The organism is Fimbriimonadaceae bacterium (genome assembly GCA_019638775.1).
Classification (GTDB): Bacteria; Armatimonadota; Fimbriimonadia; order Fimbriimonadales; family Fimbriimonadaceae; genus JAHBTD01.
The window spans coordinates 1071351-1089306 of record JAHBTD010000001.1 but is presented as its reverse complement, the minus strand read 5'-3'; the positions used below and the strand labels follow the sequence as shown (position 1 = coordinate 1089306).

At 54.1% G+C, this 17956-nt stretch carries 18 protein-coding genes and 1 tRNA gene; 12 read left to right on the top strand and 7 right to left on the bottom strand.

Annotated elements, in window-relative coordinates; genetic code table 11:
- Positions 1-12 precede the first annotated feature (12 nt).
- A complete protein-coding gene (locus KF784_05095; protein ID MBX3118420.1) occupies positions 13-969 on the bottom strand; it encodes an alcohol dehydrogenase catalytic domain-containing protein in 957 nt (318 codons plus the stop codon).
- Entirely contained in the window at positions 966-1964 is a 999-nt protein-coding gene (locus KF784_05090; GenBank protein ID MBX3118419.1) for an alcohol dehydrogenase catalytic domain-containing protein, read from the bottom strand. The genes KF784_05095 and KF784_05090 overlap by 4 nt, the downstream gene beginning before the upstream one ends.
- A gap of 610 nt (positions 1965-2574) precedes the next feature.
- On the opposite strand from KF784_05090, the gene KF784_05085 reads away from it, so the two are divergent.
- The 3 genes from KF784_05085 (at position 2575) to purE (ending at position 4309) form a co-directional block, all read left to right on the top strand.
- Positions 2575-3021, top strand: coding sequence for an SRPBCC family protein (locus KF784_05085; GenBank protein MBX3118418.1), 447 nt, complete (start codon positions 2575-2577; stop codon positions 3019-3021).
- Between the two features lie 68 nt (positions 3022-3089).
- The gene (locus KF784_05080) at positions 3090-3791 is read left to right on the top strand and encodes a prepilin-type N-terminal cleavage/methylation domain-containing protein (protein ID MBX3118417.1); all 702 of its coding nucleotides are present in this window, start codon (positions 3090-3092) and stop codon (positions 3789-3791) included.
- 32 nt (positions 3792-3823) lie between these two features.
- The gene (gene purE, locus KF784_05075; protein ID MBX3118416.1) at positions 3824-4309 is read left to right on the top strand and encodes a 5-(carboxyamino)imidazole ribonucleotide mutase; all 486 of its coding nucleotides are present in this window, start codon (positions 3824-3826) and stop codon (positions 4307-4309) included.
- Between the two features lie 7 nt (positions 4310-4316).
- Here the strand turns inward: purE and KF784_05070 are convergent, their stop codons facing one another.
- On the bottom strand, positions 4317-4622 hold the full coding sequence (locus KF784_05070; protein ID MBX3118415.1) for a hypothetical protein: 306 nt from the start codon (positions 4620-4622) through the stop codon (positions 4317-4319).
- Here KF784_05070 and KF784_05065 point away from each other — a divergent pair.
- The 6 genes from KF784_05065 (at position 4600) to KF784_05040 (ending at position 10802) form a co-directional block, all read left to right on the top strand.
- On the top strand, positions 4600-5643 hold the full coding sequence (locus tag KF784_05065; protein MBX3118414.1) for an ABC transporter permease: 1044 nt from the start codon (positions 4600-4602) through the stop codon (positions 5641-5643). The genes KF784_05070 and KF784_05065 overlap by 23 nt on opposite strands.
- Positions 5640-6668, top strand: coding sequence for a substrate-binding domain-containing protein (locus KF784_05060; GenBank protein ID MBX3118413.1), 1029 nt, complete (start codon positions 5640-5642; stop codon positions 6666-6668). The genes KF784_05065 and KF784_05060 overlap by 4 nt, the downstream gene beginning before the upstream one ends.
- Before the next feature lie 122 nt (positions 6669-6790).
- Positions 6791-8047: an alpha-L-fucosidase gene (locus KF784_05055; GenBank protein MBX3118412.1), complete on the top strand. Its 1257-nt coding sequence runs from the start codon at positions 6791-6793 to the stop codon at positions 8045-8047.
- A 213-nt stretch (positions 8048-8260) separates the two neighbouring features.
- Positions 8261-8881 carry a PEP-CTERM sorting domain-containing protein gene (locus tag KF784_05050; protein ID MBX3118411.1) on the top strand — a complete coding sequence of 207 codons (621 nt, stop codon included), beginning with the start codon at positions 8261-8263 and terminating at the stop codon, positions 8879-8881.
- Between the two features lie 342 nt (positions 8882-9223).
- Entirely contained in the window at positions 9224-9844 is a 621-nt protein-coding gene (locus KF784_05045; GenBank protein MBX3118410.1) for a PEP-CTERM sorting domain-containing protein, read from the top strand.
- 331 nt (positions 9845-10175) lie between these two features.
- The gene (locus KF784_05040) at positions 10176-10802 is read left to right on the top strand and encodes a PEP-CTERM sorting domain-containing protein (GenBank protein MBX3118409.1); all 627 of its coding nucleotides are present in this window, start codon (positions 10176-10178) and stop codon (positions 10800-10802) included.
- Positions 10803-10877: 75 nt separating this feature from the next.
- On the opposite strand, the gene KF784_05035 is transcribed toward KF784_05040, so the two are convergent.
- From KF784_05035 to lepA, 4 genes are all read right to left on the bottom strand, one after another.
- Complete coding sequence (locus KF784_05035; protein MBX3118408.1) at positions 10878-11672, bottom strand: prepilin-type N-terminal cleavage/methylation domain-containing protein; 795 nt, start codon at positions 11670-11672, stop codon at positions 10878-10880.
- 17 nt (positions 11673-11689) lie between these two features.
- Complete coding sequence (locus tag KF784_05030) at positions 11690-12592, bottom strand: hypothetical protein (protein MBX3118407.1); 903 nt, start codon at positions 12590-12592, stop codon at positions 11690-11692.
- A gap of 439 nt (positions 12593-13031) precedes the next feature.
- Positions 13032-14033 (bottom strand): hypothetical protein, encoded by a 1002-nt coding sequence (locus KF784_05025; GenBank protein MBX3118406.1) that lies wholly within the window; start codon positions 14031-14033, stop codon positions 13032-13034.
- A 230-nt stretch (positions 14034-14263) separates the two neighbouring features.
- Positions 14264-16060: a translation elongation factor 4 gene (lepA, locus tag KF784_05020; GenBank protein ID MBX3118405.1), complete on the bottom strand. Its 1797-nt coding sequence runs from the start codon at positions 16058-16060 to the stop codon at positions 14264-14266.
- Positions 16061-16199: 139 nt separating this feature from the next.
- Between lepA and KF784_05015 the strand changes: the two genes are divergently transcribed.
- From KF784_05015 to KF784_05005, 3 genes are all read left to right on the top strand, one after another.
- A tRNA-Lys gene (locus tag KF784_05015) sits at positions 16200-16271 on the top strand.
- A gap of 136 nt (positions 16272-16407) precedes the next feature.
- Positions 16408-16971: a hypothetical protein gene (locus tag KF784_05010; protein MBX3118404.1), complete on the top strand. Its 564-nt coding sequence runs from the start codon at positions 16408-16410 to the stop codon at positions 16969-16971.
- Positions 16968-17759 carry a P-loop NTPase gene (locus KF784_05005; protein MBX3118403.1) on the top strand — a complete coding sequence of 264 codons (792 nt, stop codon included), beginning with the start codon at positions 16968-16970 and terminating at the stop codon, positions 17757-17759. The genes KF784_05010 and KF784_05005 overlap by 4 nt, the downstream gene beginning before the upstream one ends.
- Positions 17760-17956: the final 197 nt, after the last annotated feature.

Below are 17956 nucleotides of genomic sequence, written 5' to 3'. Positions count from 1 at the left end.
GTCCGAAGTGAATCAATCGAAAACCACCATAGCCTTTAAGATTTCTCCGCGCTTCATCGCTTCATATGCCTTTGGCAACTCATCCAGAGAGACGAAATGGCTGACGATCTGTTCTGCTTTGACCTTGCCGTCGGCGATGGCCTGCATGGCAGCCTGAGTATCGTCTGGGCCGCATGAGTAGCTGGTGATGAGCGAATAGTCTTGGAAGTAAAGACGATCCCAGTCTACCGTCGGGGGTGATCCGGGGGGAAATGGCGCAAACAAAACGATTCTCGCCCCGGGGGTTGCCACTTCAAACGCCAAATCCAAAGCTGATTGATTGCCAGGACAGACGAAGATGGTGTCCGCCGGCTCTTTATCCTCTGGCTTGCGCGCATCCAGCCCGAGGCTCTTCGCCCACTCCAACCGGGCCGGATTGATGTCGTACCCGACGGCGTTATGGGCCACTAACATATGGCCCAAACCCATCGCCCCTAGCCCGATCACGGCAACCCTTGAAGACTCCCAGCCCGGAACTCGGGAGAACGCCTTCATCACGCAGGCCACAGGCTCGATCAATGCTGCATCGACAGGGCGGAGTTGATTTGCGATCATCGTATCGTTTAAGTTTTCTTTTGAAACATGAAAATATTCAGCCATTCCCCCCGGTTGGAGCTTGGTCGATTTCCACTGTGGGCAATGAACGTACTGCCCACGCTTACACAGACCGCAGTCCATGCACGGAGCATGATGGTGCGGAAAAACTCGGGCTCCGATGGGGAATCGGGGATCATCGCTCCACTCCACAATCCCCGCAACTTCATGTCCGATCACGTGCGGGATCTTGCGATCCATATACCAACCCATGAGCTCGCCCGAGCAAAGCCCACAGGCTTCCGTCCTGACGATCAGGCCGCCGGGTGTTTTTTCGGGCGTCGGCTCGTCGACGATCTCAAGGCGTCCGTTCCCGACATAGCGCGCGAGCTTCATGGGCGAAAAACGTACTTCAGCCCTATGCCTCGGCTCAGATCGTCGAAAACCATCATCCCTTCGCTCAACTCCCGTTCGCCAGAAAGGAGCGGAGAGAGATCAAACTTCGGATCGGTCAGCCATCGACGAGCTTTGCGGACCGCACCCGTACCGAAGTGGAACGGACTGACGAGGTTAATTTGATCGTAGTGCAACCGTCGTGTCTCAAAACATGCATTCGTACCTGAAGGGCACCCGCCGAATAGCATCAAAGTGCCGCCCCGACGTACGTAATTGATGCTCCTCTCCCACACCTCAACGCTGCCCGTACACTCGATCACGGTGTCAAACCCACGACCCTTAAGAGTGGGAATCTCGTCAAACGGCACCGTCGTCGCGCCAAACTTCTCGCCAACTTCGAGCCTTGTTTTATTCCGCCCAGCAAGCGTCACATTTTCAAATCCGAGATGCCTCAGCACCGCCACGAACATAAGTCCAATCGAACCCGGACCAATGATGAGGATCTCGTCCTCGTTCTGAGGGCTGAGGTTCTCAATCCCCTGAGCCACACACGAAAGCGGCTCCAATAGCGCGGCTTTTTCAAAAGTGAGATCGTGGGGTTTTGGAAAGACGTTTAGTCGAGCAATGCGCTGAGGGATCAGCAGATACTCCGCGTAAGAGCCCAAAACCTTCGTGGACATGATCGTCTCGCAAAGGTTCTCTTGTCCGCGCAAGCACCAGTAGCATGTCTGACAAGGGGCCGAGTGAACACCCATGACGGCATCGCCTTTCGCAAACGGTGCGCCCTCTCCTGCCTCTTCCACAACGCCGCTGTATTCGTGCCCAAAAACGCCGGGCATGGGAATCTGAGGATGACCTCGGGTGAACGCTTTGAGGTCGGTCCCGCAAGTGGTCGCGGCTTGAACGCGGATGAGGAGTTCGCCCGGACCAGGGGTCGGGATGTCGATATGGTTGAGGAGCAAGCGTCCCGGAGCTTCGAGAATGAGCGCGCGCATCTTCGGAGCATTGGAATGGGGGACGTTGGCTTGAGAGTGTTGGCTTGCAGCTTTCAAAACTTGGCCCTTGTAGGTGCCTTCATTTGTACCCGAAATCGGATAATGGCGTTAAGGGCTGAAGGGCAACGCTCGTATGTGGGGAAACGATGAATGATGAACGAGGAGTGATGAATAGGGAGGTCTGGGACTGCAACGGCTCTGTCGTTGCCGTGCACAACACCCGGGAGGGCATCGCTCTGTTGATGCCGTGCAACACCACAATAGGCAGGCAAGGATGCCTGCACCGCAACTGTTTGATTGGGCTTTGCGTCTTTGCGAGAAACAAAACGGAAGCTCACGCAGAGGCGCAGAGTTCGCAGAGACCTCAACCCTACCTCGGCGATTGTTGCGAGCTTTGCGTGAGAGAGGCTATTTCTCACAAGGAAGCCAGGAACCACGAAGTCGCTAAAGGAGGAATACCATGCTTCCGCCCTCCCAAGAGAGGAGGCTACACGAATGTCGAGCAAAGAAGGATTGAGGAATGAAATGAGAATATCAGCCCCATAAGCTCACTAGACCAGATAGCCGATCACTGATTGCTGATCGCTAAAGAAGCGGTACAGTTGCAATCATGCCGACCGTCGAGACCACCGTCTGGATCAACGCCCCGCTGGAGCACGTCTACGAAATCGCCAAGGACAACGCTTCCTTTCCCGAGTTCATGGATGACCTCGTTTCCCTCACCGTTATAGAGCAAGAGGGCAACCGTGTTGTCAGCGAATGGGTCGGGATCATCAAGCAGTTTCGCGTGAAGGTGCGCTGGACTCAGGAAGACATCTGGGACGACGCTGCTCATACATGCACCAGCAAACAGGTCAAGGGTGACTACGATCAGCTCGACGCTTTTTGGGAATTCAAAGAAGAGAACAACGGCACTCGTTTTAACAGCACCGTCAACTACGAATATAACGTGCCGACGCTTGGCATCTTGGTGAAGAAGGTGATCCACGGCATCGTTGTGAAGAATCTGGATAATACGCTCAACGCGATTAAAGACCGAGCAGAGAAGTCCGATTAGCAAAGGCAGGATTAAACTTACTTAAATGAGACAGCTTTGACACTGGCTTTAGGGGAGACTAGGCCATCATGCGACGCCTCACTGGATTCACGCTCATTGAGCTTCTTGTCGTCATCTCGATCATCGCCATCCTTTCTGCGATTCTCTTTCCGGTGTTTGCCCAGGCGAAGCAGTCGGCAAAGAGGACGGGCTGTCTATCCAACCTTCGGCAGATCGCCATCGGCAACGAGATGTACATCAACGACTATGACGATCTCATGCCTTGGGTTCAGGATGCGTGGCTTCAGCTCACCCCGCCGGTGAATTCGGGCGGAAAACGGTATTCGCCGGTCGGCTCTTTCCTTCCGCTCTGGCATCCCTACGTCAAGAACGTCGGCATCTATCACTCCCCGGTCCTGACGACATCCCAGCTGAGCGGATGGAAAAGCCACTTCAACGGTGTGTGGAAGGAGAACGGAATCGACGATCCGACAAGGGGCTTCAGCACATACATCTCCGACCTCCTTGCCGAAACCGACCCCACATCCCCGCGCTTCACTCGCGGCCGTTCTCCGCTCTCCGTCTGCGAGGCCAAGAACGTCGGGGTCAGCGAGCAGGAATGGCTGATGACCCCCTTCTACGAGACAGGCTGGTGGTCTTACTCGCACACGCTCTGGGCAGTGGGAGGAAGCGAGCCCCCGCAGAAGGGATGGAGCGCACACAACGGCGGCCGCAACCAGGTCTTCTTTGACATGCACGCGAAGTGGATCAAAAAGGATATCGCCCCCTAAAGCCCGCGACCTCGTCCCGGTATGATGATGCTATGGTCAACCCACTCGTCGGCATCATCATGGGCAGCAAGAGCGACCTTGAGACGATGCAGGCTGCCGCCGACATGCTGATCGAATTCGGCGTCCCGTTCGAACTCGAAGTCGTCAGCGCCCACCGCACTCCAGAGCGAATGGTCGAATACGCCAAGTCAGCGCGTTCTCGTGGGCTGAAGGTGATTATCGCCGGGGCTGGGGGTGCGGCGCACTTGCCGGGCATGACCGCCTCGCTTACTACTCTGCCGGTGATAGGCGTCCCCATTCACACTAAGGCGCTCGGAGGCGTAGACAGTTTGTACTCCATCGCGCAGATGCCAGCCGGTGTTCCAGTGGCTACAGTTGCAATCGGTGGGGGCAAGAATGCGGGCTTGCTTGCTGTGCAGATTCTGGCGACGGCCGACGAGGCATTAGCAGAGAAGCTACAACAGTATGAGAGCTCGCTCAAAGACCTTGTGCGCAGGATGAACGACGAGATCCGTTAGCGTTGCCTTACTTGATCACTTTGACGAACTTCACGGTCGCCAGAGGAAAGGCCATTAACTGCCCCTCGACGTTGACGAGAATCATGATGTTGTCGACGGCTTGAAGGATGCCATGAACCGTGTGGTCGTTTGAGATGCTGACGACAGCAATGTTCTGGTTGACAAAACGGCGGAGAATGCTCGGTTCCATAGCGTTGATGTAATGTACCGGATTTCGGAGAGGGCGAATCGCCATCTCAAGGGACGTGGACCAAGTGCTAAACTCCGGCACAGGAGTCTTGCCGCATCGCATGAAGCGCACGTTTACCGCCATCGTTGGGTCTCAGCAGTTTGGCATCTGCGTCGTAATTCTTCTTCTGGGCTCCGTCCTCACGAACTTCGCCGGCACTTACACGGATCGTACAAGCGGCGCTGTCGTCAACACCTTCCTCAACGCCAATACGATCTTTCAAGTGCTTACCGATACTTCGGTCTTTGCGATCATGGCGGTGGGGGCGACGATCGTTATCATTTCAGGAGGTATCGATCTCTCGGTTGGGGCGATCTATGCCTTGGCAAGCGTTGTCATGGCGATGGTCTTTAAAGGCTATGCAGACTCCGGTCCGCTCATGATTGGGCTTGGGTTCCTTCTGGCTTGTGGGATCGGTGTGGTTTGCGGGGCGCTGAACGGCATCATGATCTGCGGACTGGGAGTCCATCCGTTCATCATTACGCTTGGTACAATGCTCCTTTTTCGAGGCGTTGCCTTCGTTCTCACCAAAGCCCAAAGCATCCTTCTCCCGACCGAATTCACCGACTTTGCCAAGGCCACCTTCGGCATGGGCAAAGGGCTCTATCCGGTACCGATGCTGATGATGATCGTCATCGCAATCTTGGGCTGGCTGTATCTCACCAAGACTGTGGCGGGGAGGAATATCTACGCCGTCGGCGGTAACTTGATCGCGGCTCAATACAGCGGAATACGCATCAAGCCCGCGCTGATGCAGGTGTACGCGATGAGTGGCCTCACGGCGGGCATCGCCGCTTTCTTAGCGGCCTCGTACTATGGTTCGGCGAGCAGTGGAGATGGAAGCACCTATGAGCTGATCGTCATCGCTTCTGCCGTGGTGGGTGGGGCGAGTTTGCTGGGAGGGAAGGGCAGCGCAATTAGCGCGCTTTTGGGGGCATTGTTGATCACGCTGATGAAACAAAGCGTCATCACCCTGCATCTCGATCAGAATTATCAGAATATCATCGTTGGTTTCGCTATCATTGCAGCAGTGGTCATTGATAGACTCAGTACACGATTTGGGGCTTCGAAGTCATCGAAGTCGCTCGATGGAGGATCAGCATGAGAAAGACACTGGTTTTAGGTTTGACGGTCTTTGCGTTGTTCGCAGGGCTCGGTTGTGGCGATAAGGGCAGCGGCTCCGCAGACAGCCCAACGCCAACTGCTTCGAACGACAAGAAAAGCTACACGATCACGATGATCGCCAAGAGTTCGAGCAATGCGGTGTTTGCGGCATCGCATACAGGCGCGGATGCGGCAGCGAAAGAGCTTTCGGAGAAGCTGGGCGTCGAGATCAAGATCGACTGGCGAACGCCTCCCGATGAGGACGGCCAAGAGCAAGCAAATCGAATTGCTCAAGCCGTCAACGACGGTGCCGACGCCATCCTCATCTCATGCTCCGATGCGGCGAAGGTTACGGGAGCGATCAACGACGCGGTTGATAAGGGCGTGCCGGTGATGACCTTCGATTCCGATGCGCCCGACTCAAAAAGGTTTGCCTTCTATGGTGCGGACAATATGGAGTGCGGAGTGCAGACCATGGCGGAGCTAGCCGCGTTGAACGGTGGCAAGGGCAATGTTGCCATCCTCGCCGGAAACCAGAACGCTCCGAACCTGCAAATCCGCGTCAAAGGTGCACAAGAAGAGGCGAAGAAGTACCCCGGCATCAAGATCGTGGGTGTTTTCTATCACCCCGAGACTGCCCAAGATGCGAGCGCTGCCGTAGTTCGGGCAATGCAGGCAAACCCACAGATCGACGGTTGGGCGATGATCGGCGGCTGGCCTCTGTTTGCGACCTCGTTGCTGAACGACCTCGACCCAAACAAAGTGAAGATCGTGGCGGTGGACTGCCTTCCTGCACAGATGGCCTATATCGAAAAGGGGATTGCCCCCGTTCTCCTGGCGCAGCCGGTTTACAACTGGGGCTACGAAAGTGTGAAGATGATCGTGGACAAGATCGTCGAGAAGAAGGAAGTCAGCGGCGTGTATAAGATGGAACTGGTCAAAGTGACCCAAGCGAACCTGAACGATTGGGGTAAGCAGTTGAGGGATTGGGGCTTTAAGGACGTTGATCCGAAGTATCTGCAGTAGGAAGCTCTCGGCTATCGGCGATCAGCTATCGAATGAGGAGATTGCTGATCGCCGATAGCTGATAGCTGATAGCTGATAGCTGATAGCCCTTTGATTCACGATTGGACTCTGGATAATCGCAAATGATGCAAGACTGGTTCCTCGATGCCAAGCTCGGCATATTCATCCACTGGGGCATTTACGCCGTCAACGGCACCAGCGAAAGCTGGTCTTTCTTCAACAAAGAGACCACATATCCCGAATACATGAGCCAGCTCGACGGCTTCACCGCGTCGAAGTGGGACCCCGATGCTTGGAGCGATCTCTTTGTGCGTTCGGGGGCGAAGTACGCAGTCCTCACCACCAAGCATCACGACGGCGTGGCGCTTTGGGATACGAAGCAGAACGACCTGAGCGTGGTCAAGAAGACCCCCGCCGCGCGCGATCTCATCACGCCCTATGCCGAATCCCTGCGCAAGCACGGGCTCAAGGTCGGCTATTACTTCTCGCATCTGGATTGGTCGCATCCCGACTACGCCTCCCTCACCTCCGGCAACCCAGAAGACAAAGGCAACCCTTTCGCCTACAGCCAAGACGGCGATCATCCTGAGCGTTGGGAGAACTTCCTCAAGTTTCATCGCGGACAGCTAGAGGAGCTTTGCACCCAGTTCGGCCCCATCGACCTGATGTGGTTCGACGGCGACTGGGAGCGCACAGCCGAGCAGTGGCGTATGGCTGAGCTTCGGGAACAGCTTCATCAATGGCAGCCGAACATGATTCTGAACTCGCGCATGCGCGGACACGGAGACTACGCCACGCCCGAGCAGGGGCAGCCGATCATCCCGCCCCCAGGGCCGTGGGAGTTCTGCATGACCATCAACGACAACTGGGGGTATCGCCCGGTCGATACCAATTTCAAAAGCCCGCGCCAGGTCATCCGCATCTTCGCCGAGGTGCTTTCAGGCGGCGGAAACCTCCTCCTCGATATCGCCCCTATGGAGGACGGCACGGTCCCTGACGAGCAGGCGAACGTTTTGGAAGAGTTGGGAGCGTGGATCAAGCGAAACGAAGCCGCAGTTTACGGCACGCGTCCCGGCCTGCCCGCGACCCACTTCTTCGGCCCGACCACCCAATCTGCCGACGGCACCAAGCTCTACCTGATGTTCTATGGCAAGGCAGACGAGTTCATCGCCGTCAAGGGCGTGCGCAACAAGATCCTTGGAGTGAAACACCTGGCTTCGGGACAGCCGCTGGAGTTCAAGCGGCAAGGCGGCGCAGGCTGGCTGGAGACGCCTTCGGTGGCGTATATCGGTGTCCCGGGCGAGCTTTGCGACCCTTACGTTACCGTTATTGAAGTGGCGCTTGATGGTCGGTTGGATGTGTTTACAAAAGAGGGTTAGGGGTCCGTCATTGCCAGCCAAAGCATGGGATAAGCTCCCATTGTATATCCCAGGGCAGGCCAGCGTGAAGCCGTACGCGGAAATGCTCTGAGAAAGGTCATTCAGGTTCAAATGCCCCCGTAATTATGCCAGTTACACAAAAAAGCTAAGGTCTGTATACTGGGGGGACGCAGATTGAATATTCCATTTAATTTGTGAATTTGGAGGATATTGATGATCAAGAAAACTTTGTTGGTAGTTTTTGCGATGGGGGCAACACTGTCCCAAGCATACGTCTTAATTGACAAAACGCCAGATGTCGGTCCGTTTTGGAACCCACTCGGCACAACCCCAATTTACGCGAACAGCTTCATCCACAGTGGAGCTACCGGCGATTCGGCCTCTGTAGGTGGCGCATACATGTTGGCTCAGGGCGCTTCGCCAACCACGTTCCAATTCCTGCTGCTGGCGGATGGTGGAAACGCCCCGACCAGCACGGTCTTGGCTTCGTCAGGCTTTACGTCGACAAGTTCGACGACGCTGACATTGGTAACGGCTGGGCTCTCGGCTAATTCATTGGTCAACGGCACACGGTACTGGCTTGCCCTAAGCACGGTCGGTGGTAGTGGTGGAGACTCCTATCAGATGGGAGCTCACACTCAGAACAGTGTTTATGCCGATAACGGCACATTCTGGTTCTCAAACGCTGGCGACCTGAACAACTGGGATGGCCAAAATCGCACGCCTGAGATGGCGATCTACGTGGAAGCTCGTCCGGTACCGGAGCCTGCAACGATGGCTGTTCTCGGAATTGGCGCACTTGCCCTTCTCCGACGACGAAAGAAGTCAGCTTAACCTAAGTTATCTGACACACGAGTTGACCCCCGCCCCATCCTTGGGTGCGGGGGTCATTTTTTGTCGCTGGATGTCGCTCTCTAGTTGCAGAGCAAAGGTTGAGTTTGGTGGCCGGGCCACTGGGAAGTCGCTGAACCGTACTAAGATTACATAAAGTAGTAAGGGTAACTGTAGTGCGACTTGGAGAAGCAGGGAACCTGCAATACTGCGGTCGCCCATAACGAGCCTTTGGCAGGCCACATTCCCCGTAATTGTGCTAGCTACACTTATGTTGCGGTCGTTTGTATACTGGCGTGGCCTGGTTTGTATATGCGAATCAGGGTAGAAGTTTGGAGGATTCTGATGATCAAAAAAACTTTGTTGGTAGTTTTTGCAATGGGGGCAACCCTTTCTCAGGCCTATGTGGTCATAGACAAAACGCCAGATATCGGTCCGTGGTGGTTCCCATTAGGGGCAACACCAATCTATTCAAACAGCTTCATTCACTCGGGTGCAACCGGTGATGTTGCCACAGTAGCTGGCGCTTATATGCTGGCCCAAGGTGCATCGCCGACGACATTCCAATTCCTTCTACTTGCCGATGGTGGCAACGCTCCGACAAGCACAATCTTGGCTTCGTCGGGCTTCACATCGACAAGTTCGACGACCCTGACACTCGTTACCGCTGGTCTTTCGCCAGCTTCGTTGACGAACGGACAGCGCTACTGGCTTGCTCTTAGCACAGTTGGTGGCAGCGGTGGAGACGCTTACCAGATGGGCGGTCACACCCAGAACAGCATCTATGCCGATAACGGCACTTTCTGGTACTCCAATGCAGGTGACCTGAACAACTGGGACGGCCAAGGCCTGACGCCTGAAATGGCGATCTACCTTGAGGCACGACCGGTTCCGGAGCCTGCGACCATGGCAGTTCTCGGGATGGGCGCTCTTGCCCTTCTCCGACGACGAAAGAAGTCGGCCTAACGATAGGCATCTGACAAACGTAGGAGTCTCCCGCCCCAAACAAGGGTACGGGAGACTTTTTTGCTTCGAGTTGGCTCCTCGACCAACCATCAATCCTATGGCGAGGCTCTTGGATAGAACGGTGCTTTAAGAGGTAGGAAGGGGTAGCTGGAAGCCGTGAGTAGAGTTATTTTGTAGGTCCAAGGGTAAGGACTATCGAGGCACAACATCAGTTTTCTTGGGTGCGATGTTTCCCCGTAATTGTGCGAGCTACACTAATGTTGCTGTCGTTAGTATACTGGCGTGGTCGGGTTCGTATATTCGATTCGGCATGAAGGTTTGGAGGATTCTGATGATCAAGAAAACTTTGTTGGTAGTTTTTGCCTTGGGAGCAACTTTGTCCCAAGCTTACGTGGTGGTGGATAAAGCGCCAAATACAGGCGGCTGGTCGCCCCTTGGACAGCTTCCTTTCACTCGGATTTATGCGAACAGCTTTATTCACTCTGGAGCGACGGGTGATGTGGCTACGGTCGGTGGAGCTTATGTTCAGTCTTCAGGCCAAGACCCCTCGACGTTCCAATTCCTGTTGCTTGCTGACGGTGGAAACGCACCGACGAGCACGGTATTGGCTTCTTCGGCGTTCGTGTCGGACAACTCTGGCGCTATGACCTTAGTGACCTCAGCACTGTCGTCGAACTCGCTCGTCAATGGACAACGCTACTGGCTCGCCTTGAGTGCAGTCGGGGGCAGCGGCGTAGATGCCTACAGTCTGGGGGGCCACACACAGAACAGCGTCTATGCTGATAACGGCACGTTCTGGTTCTCGAATGCGGGCGACCTGAACAACTGGGATGGTCAAGCGTTTACGCCCGAGATCTCCATCTACGTTGAGGCTCAGCCTGTGCCTGAACCCGCGACAATGGCTGTTCTAGGAGTTGGCGCGCTTGCCCTTCTCCGACGGCGAAAGAAATCTGCCTAAGCTAAGGTCTAGGTAGCAAAAACCTCCCGCATCCCAAAAGGATTGCGGGAGGTTTTCTTGTTTGCTTGTGGCCCATCACCGATAGTCATCCCCGTCCCCAGGCAGCCACCACTCCTTCTTTTCAACGAGTTCATGCGCCGGGACGAGCTTTACCGACCCGTCCATCGTCGCCACAAGGTTCTTTCCAAGCGCATCTCCGGGGTCGCTTGGGCGAAACACCGACTGCACCGAGCCGTAAAACCCATCGGTTGTTTGCTTGGCGCTCCATCCAAGACCGCTCTTAATGGGTGTGACTGCCAACGCTGACCCTGGGAACTGTGCATCACAAACCCAATCGCGAGTCTGCGCTAGGAGAACAGTAGTCGATGGGTTCTGAAACACGAACATCGGAACTGGGGTTTGGGTGGCGGGTCTCGTCTCCGTGCCAAGCTGATCGACGATCGCTTCAGAGATTCCCCACGAACTGACGACGCCAAAGTTGCATCCAGAATTCAGCTGAGTCTTAAACGGTTCATTGGGGTCAAAGAACATCGGAGAAAGGTCCTCAGCAAGCGCCATATTGATCATGCCACTCGCTTTAGGATTGCTTCCCAGATAGGAGCTGATCTTCACCATCCAATAGCCACGTCCAGTTGGGTCGGGCAAGCCGATGCTTGTTTTCACATCATGGTAAGGGACATACATTTCGTCGTAGTCGGTCCCATACATCTGAATTCCCATGCTGAGCTGGCGCACATTCGCCGTCGCCGACGCCTTCTTTGCTGCAACCTTTGCCCGCCCAAAGACAGGGAACATCAGCGCTGCTATGATGGCGATGATCGCGATCACCACAAGCAGCTCGATTAGTGTAAAGCCAGTTTTAAGTTTCATGATCTTCTCCCATGCCCTTACAGGCTGCCTTTCTTTGCCAGAACAATAACCGTTGTTCCCACTGAAATCAGAACAGCAGCTCCAATAATCCACGGCAGCGGATTCGATCCCGGTTCTTTCTCCTTGACCTCTTCATTAATCCTCCTGGCCTCTGTGAGCTGATCATCAAGAGTTCCGAGAGAATCGGAATATCGGATTCCCATGGGCTCCCCAAGACGGTTGTCCTGAACGTTCGACTCCGGGCCTAAAAGAGACTCAATCGTGGGAGGAAGATCAGCCTTATCGTTTACCTTGGCCTCGATCAGCTTCCAAACATACTTAATCTCGCCGCGGCTGTCAAAGTGGGTTTCCTCTATGTTCCCAGGAACCCAAACTGAGCCAGCCTGAACATGATTGGACTGAATTGAGGCTGCTCGAACATTGTTGTCTGGGCTTGCCCCCGTAAACTGGGCCAGAGCGGTGTCTCCTTCCTTCTCGACAAGGCTAACTTCTCCCTCCAAGGGATTTCTCTCTCCGGGCCGACCATCAGAACCACCCCATACAATTCCTTTTGCCTTCGCCGTCATTTGCGCCGATACCGGACTCGTTAGCGTGAAGGTGTCGCGCAACAATAGTTTGCCAGGCAACATAGGCATATGCCAATAGCCTAGGGGCACTCCTGAATAGACGTTAAAAGTCGGCTCATCATCCACCCATGCCAAACTGCTGTAAATCGTTTGTCCGTTGGCAAGAACCCGGTGTGACCAACTATCGTCTTTAATACTAACATACAGGGTGTTGCCTGACTTTAGGATTCTCAAGTCGATCTTAGCTTGTTCGTCTTGATGTACCACTATCCCTTCGTAATGCAGGCTCACCCTATCAGGCCATTGGCTTCGGAAAGTGTTTGCCAATGATAGCAGGGATGCTGCAATGAGCATGAATGATAATATGTATCGCATGATTCTACAGGTGCGCCCACAAGTGCGAGCGCACCTTCCTCCTATATTAAGTTACAGCTCCGTCGGTGGAGGAGTTGTAACGCAAGGCTCATCAAGTTGACGCCCTGTCGTGTAATTGATTGTTGTGTTCTGACCCGTATGAACACAACCAGCATCACAGTTATTGTTATTGCCGGGCATCCACAACGGCAAGTTCAGAGCGCCATTTATTACAGCGCACTTCTTGGCATTTCCGGATCCAGGACATCCTCCGTTCTGAGCCAAGCTGGGCTGAGAGCAAGATGGTGTTCCAAACCAGTTGGTTGTACACACACCACCAGGGTAGTAAGTTGCTGTCTTAGCATTTCCACATGGTGTAGTCGCTGCCGCAAGTGCGAGCGAACCGATTAGTGTAAGACTACTAATCCAAGTCAATTTATTAATTTTCATTTTCCTCTCCTGCAAGCCGTAGATTGCTTCTTAGGCTTGCAAATCGTTCAATTGACATGCCGAGGTTAGGGCCGTGAGACAGCATAAACACATTTCCGTCCTCTGTTACACCGAGCAATAACGGAACTGATGTTCGTCCCCAGCGTTGTCCCAATGTCTTCTGACTCGACACCATCGCGAGATCGTCCGCCATGATCTGCGATGCATCAAGTTTGTGATAGTCCTTTTGTTGATTGAGCGCCTGGACTATTTCGTTGTTGGTGGCTTCAAATTTGCCATTGCGAGCGGCGCTCATCGCAATTCCACCCAAAACCAACGACTCCCCCTCTGGATCGAGAACAGGATTGATACCTACACTTACAGAGAAGCCATACCACCGCGCAAGTTGTGGCAAGTCACGAAGCAGTTCACGCGAATATGGGCATTTATAGTCAACAAAAACGACAAGGTGCTTACGTCGTGTGCCCTCCTGCAAAGGGATGGTGGACGCGAACTCATCTGTCTTTGCAACCCCCAAATAGTACAGAACACGCTTTGGTGTTGTGACGGCCACAACCTGCCTGGCACATACGAAAGTAAGGACGCCGATAGTCAATACTGAGAATGCTAGCGCCGCATAGCGATCTTGCTTGGGTGCCGACCTCCAAAAGATACCGATACGATGAAACATCGACTTATGAAGCCCAAAGGCGACTACTGTACCGACAGCCAGACTGCCAGTGATAACCATCATTGGCGTTGGAGGTAAGTCCAGAGCAGACCCAAAACAGCCACAAGAGGTGAAGTCTCCTGACATGATCTTGGCGAAGTGATAGGCAGCAAAACTGCCAAAAAGCCCCGCCATCAACGTGCTGCCTAACTTTCTTGTGCGTGGGATCAGAGCCAGAAGCGGAAACAAAATCTCGAAGACAATGATGCTCACAGCCAAGGTTGGAATGAGCTTTGCAGGTACAAGTTGTGTCTTTTCAAGGTAGCTGTACCAGCCACTCATAGACGCCATTTTAAGAGATGCTGCGAGCCACAGTCCGAAGACTGTAATGAACACTATAAAGAGCCTAAGGTAATTACGTAAACGCATCGCCTCCCCCTTTGGCATAATAACACTAAATTGTCATGCACGCAAGAGGAGATTGTAATTTTTTAATAATCGCGCTGAGAATGTGATATTTCAAGAGTAAACTATTAAAGTTTTAAAAAATAATTGTTAAACGATTCTTGGCGTCATTCTGCGACTTTAAGAACGCTTAGAAAGGCCTCTTGAGGCAGTTCGATGGAGCCTATCTGCTTCATGCGCTTTTTACCTTCTTTCTGCTTCTCCAGAAGCTTGCGCTTACGGGTGATGTCACCACCGTAGCACTTGGCAATCACGTTCTTGCGGAACGGCTTGATCGTATCGGCGGCGATCACTTTTGCCCCAATCGCGGCCTGAACCCTGACCTCATACTGCTGTCTTGGGACAACTTTGCGAAGTTGCTCTACCATGGCGCGGCCTCTCTGGTAAGAGAAACTCTTGTGCACGATGAAGGAGAGCGCATCGACGACATCGCCATTAAGAAGAATGTCGAGCTTGACCAGATCTGCGGTCTGGTACCCACCCAGATCGTAGTCGAACGAAGCATAGCCTCGTGTCGAGGATTTCAGCTTGTCGAAGAAGTCAAGAAGGATTTCACCGAGGGGAAGCGTGTAGTACAGGATGACGCGCTGAGGGGTGGGGTATTCCGTTCGCTTATAGGTCCCTCGTCGCTCTTGGCACAGCGTCATCACCGCCCCGACATACTCATTTGGCACCATGATCGTGGCATTCACGATCGGCTCCTCAATGGTTGCAATCTCATTTGCGTCCGGGATGAGGCTCGGATTGGCAACATGTAGCGACTGCCCGTTTTTCAAGGTGACCAGATAGTCGACACTGGGAGCAGTCAGGATAAGGTCAAGAGCAAATTCACGCTCAAGCCTCTCACGGGCAATCTCCATGTGCAGAAGCCCCAGAAAGCCACAACGGAATCCAAAACCTAGGGCAGCTGACGTTTCTGGCGTAAAGTTCAAGGAAGCATCGTTTAATTTCAGCTTTTCAATGGCGTCGCGGAGGTCTTCGTACTGGTCGCCATCGCTAGGATACAGACCGCAAAACACCATCGACAGCGCTTTCCGGTAGCCCGGCAGAGCTTCCAAGGCAGGGCGGTCTGCGTAGGTCACGGTATCGCCCACCTGAGCGTCCCCAATCGCTTTCATTGCCGCGGTGACAAACCCAACTTCGCCACAATCTAACTGATCGGTCACTTCAAGGGCCGGTCGAAAAACACCCACCGAGTCCACATCGAATACCGACCCGGTGGACATCATTTTAATCCGGTCGCCTTTCTTCACCGTGCCATCCTTAACTCGACAATAGGCAATGGCTCCCTGATAGGAATCGAAGTGCGAGTCGTAGATCAGGGCACGCAGAGCAGACTGGGCATCCCCCGCAGGGGCAGGGATTCTGGCGACTATGGCTTCCAAGATGTCGTCAATCCCGATTCCAGCCTTCGCTGAGCAAGGGATGGCATCACTTGCATCTATAGCAACTGCGCTCTCGATCTCCTCCCTTGCACGGTCCACATCAGCATGGGGCAGATCAATCTTGTTAATGACGGGGACGATTTCCAGGTTCTGGTTCATCGCCATGCCAGCATTCGCGATGGTTTGGGCTTCGACACCCTGGCTGGCATCAACAACCAGCAACGCACCTTCACAAGCGGCGAGTGCGCGTGAAACCTCATAAGTGAAATCGACGTGCCCGGGCGTATCGATTAGGTTCAGTTGATAGGTAAGTCCGTCTTTCGCGGTGTAAAGAAGCTGCACAGCCGCCATCTTGATGGTGATGCCGCGCTCACGCTCAATATCCATCGAGTCCAACATCTGCTCTTTTGCAGTGCCACGTATAGCCCCGCAGCGCTCGATCAGCCGGTCGGCAAGCGTGGACTTGCCGTGGTCGATGTGAGCGATGATGCAGAAGTTACGGATGCGAGACTGGTCCATGGGCAAGCCGACGATGCAGGCTCAATTCTACCGTTCACAGAGCCAAACTCAGTAGCCGGTCCCAACCCGATATTGAAACGAACGGATGATTCAACGGTCCTCACGCTCAGCATGCGTATCAGGTACCATCCGCGAGTCCGCGTCGGTAGCTCAGCGGTAGAGCAACGCCCTTTTAAGGCGTGGGTCCTGGGTTCGAATCCCAGCCGACGCACAGAAATCTCCCTTCTTCCGCCTACTCTTTGGCGATGCATGATGGCCTTTGTTGCCAGGTTCTTGGCAAAAAAGCATGCTGTATTTGGCCCGAAACATAAGGACAAACCAGTCATCTTCCGACGATTGGTAATACCATGTCGAGCAAACTGGAATATCAGCGCATCGGTGAGTTGCTGGTGGCTGATGGATTTTTAACGAAGGGGCAGCTAGAGAAGGCGCTGAAATGGCAGCAGAGGACAAGAGCACGCTTCGGTGAAGTATTAACTGAACTTGGATTTGTCCGTGAAGAGCAAGTCGCTGAGGCAATCGCAAGGCAGTTTCATCACGCCGTTGTCGACCTCAGTTCCGAAGAAGTCAGCCCCGAAGCGGCTAGTTTGATCGACTATGAATTTGCCACGGAACATCAGTGCCTTGCCCTGAATGTTGACGACAGCCGCGTCTTAATGGCGGTTTCCGATCCGCTCGATCTTGAGGCGCTGGATTGGGTGGCAAACAAGACTCGAAAGAAAGTGCAGGCTGTATTGGCAACGCCTACTCAGCTTCGACGCGCCATCCAGGCAATCTATGTGCGTGGGAAGTCCAAGACGGAGCGCGCCCGCAAGACCGGTAAGCGACGCGACTTCGACGCACTCCACGAGATGCTCGACAATCAAGCTCCAACACAAGCGCCAAGCCGAGTCGAAAAGGGGGCAGCATGAGAGTTCTTGCAGTTACAGGGGGCAAGGGCGGAGTCGGAAAGACGACGCTCTCTATCGCGTTAGCAATGGCGTTGGCAGAGAAAGGGAAAAGAGTCGTTCTTTTCGACGCCGATCTTGCACTGGCAAACATCGATGTGATGCTCGGGCTAAAGCCGGAATTCACACTTCAGCACGTGCTCAGCGGCGAGAAGACCGTCCGCGAAACGATTCATGAGGGGCCCGGTGGAATTCGGATGATTTCCGGTGCGGCGGCGGTAGGGTCGCTGATGTCGGCTGGACCCAAGCGCCTCGCCAAATTCTTCACGCAGCTCTTCGCTATCGAGTCGGAAACGGATTATCTGATCTTCGATACCGGCTCAGGCATTGATCGTCGAGTCATGGCTTTTCTTAAAGTTGCCGACGAGGCCTTGGTGGTTTCAACTCCCGATCCGGCCAGCGTGACCGACGCGTACGCCACGGTGAAGATGCTGTCTCGGCAGAAGAAAGGCGTGCGCGCTCATGTGCTTGCAAATGTGGTGGACAACGAGATTGAAGCCCAGCGTAGCTACAAGACGCTCGCCGCCATCACGATGCAGTTCCTAAAGGCCGACCTAAATTACCTCGGTTTCATCCGGCGCGACGACGAGGCTTCACGATGTGTGCGCCAACGTCGTCCATTTATGCTTGCAGCTCCTGACTGCTTGGCTGCCCAAGATATGCGAGAGGTCGCAAAGGCGGTTCTTGAGCTTGAAGGTCTTCCAGTCAGGTCGTTTACCGAGCGTATCGAAGATCAGTACTCGGCAGCGTAACGATTTGTGTGTTCAATCTGAAGGAGGCCGCCAACTTGGCGGCCTCCTTTTTTCTGCTTGCTTCCTTTGACGCATCTCGTCATAATGGGATTTGGACGGGGGATTTTCTCCCTTCAACTGAGAAAGTACGCAGGACGCGAAGGAAGGCTTGGGCGGGCAGGCTTTTTGCAACCTACAGGAAACTCAAGGAAAGTTGT

What these genes read in the sequence shown, in the direction of transcription:
- KF784_05095 (MBX3118420.1), bottom strand. Translation starts at nt 969, where the DNA reads ATGAAGCTCGCGCGCTATGTCGGGAACGGACGCCTTGAGATCGTCGAC.
- KF784_05090 (MBX3118419.1), bottom strand. Translation starts at nt 1,964, where the DNA reads ATGCGCGCGCTCATTCTCGAAGCTCCGGGACGCTTGCTCCTCAACCAT.
- KF784_05085 (MBX3118418.1), top strand. Translation starts at nt 2,575, where the DNA reads ATGCCGACCGTCGAGACCACCGTCTGGATCAACGCCCCGCTGGAGCAC.
- KF784_05080 (MBX3118417.1), top strand. Translation starts at nt 3,090, where the DNA reads ATGCGACGCCTCACTGGATTCACGCTCATTGAGCTTCTTGTCGTCATC.
- purE (MBX3118416.1), top strand. Translation starts at nt 3,824, where the DNA reads ATGGTCAACCCACTCGTCGGCATCATCATGGGCAGCAAGAGCGACCTT.
- KF784_05065 (MBX3118414.1), top strand. Translation starts at nt 4,600, where the DNA reads ATGAAGCGCACGTTTACCGCCATCGTTGGGTCTCAGCAGTTTGGCATC.
- KF784_05070 (MBX3118415.1), bottom strand. Translation starts at nt 4,622, where the DNA reads ATGGCGGTAAACGTGCGCTTCATGCGATGCGGCAAGACTCCTGTGCCG.
- KF784_05060 (MBX3118413.1), top strand. Translation starts at nt 5,640, where the DNA reads ATGAGAAAGACACTGGTTTTAGGTTTGACGGTCTTTGCGTTGTTCGCA.
- KF784_05055 (MBX3118412.1), top strand. Translation starts at nt 6,791, where the DNA reads ATGATGCAAGACTGGTTCCTCGATGCCAAGCTCGGCATATTCATCCAC.
- KF784_05050 (MBX3118411.1), top strand. Translation starts at nt 8,261, where the DNA reads ATGATCAAGAAAACTTTGTTGGTAGTTTTTGCGATGGGGGCAACACTG.
- KF784_05045 (MBX3118410.1), top strand. Translation starts at nt 9,224, where the DNA reads ATGATCAAAAAAACTTTGTTGGTAGTTTTTGCAATGGGGGCAACCCTT.
- KF784_05040 (MBX3118409.1), top strand. Translation starts at nt 10,176, where the DNA reads ATGATCAAGAAAACTTTGTTGGTAGTTTTTGCCTTGGGAGCAACTTTG.
- KF784_05035 (MBX3118408.1), bottom strand. Translation starts at nt 11,672, where the DNA reads ATGAAACTTAAAACTGGCTTTACACTAATCGAGCTGCTTGTGGTGATC.
- KF784_05030 (MBX3118407.1), bottom strand. Translation starts at nt 12,592, where the DNA reads ATGCTCATTGCAGCATCCCTGCTATCATTGGCAAACACTTTCCGAAGC.
- KF784_05025 (MBX3118406.1), bottom strand. Translation starts at nt 14,033, where the DNA reads ATGAGTGGCTGGTACAGCTACCTTGAAAAGACACAACTTGTACCTGCA.
- lepA (MBX3118405.1), bottom strand. Translation starts at nt 16,060, where the DNA reads ATGGACCAGTCTCGCATCCGTAACTTCTGCATCATCGCTCACATCGAC.
- KF784_05010 (MBX3118404.1), top strand. Translation starts at nt 16,408, where the DNA reads ATGTCGAGCAAACTGGAATATCAGCGCATCGGTGAGTTGCTGGTGGCT.
- KF784_05005 (MBX3118403.1), top strand. Translation starts at nt 16,968, where the DNA reads ATGAGAGTTCTTGCAGTTACAGGGGGCAAGGGCGGAGTCGGAAAGACG.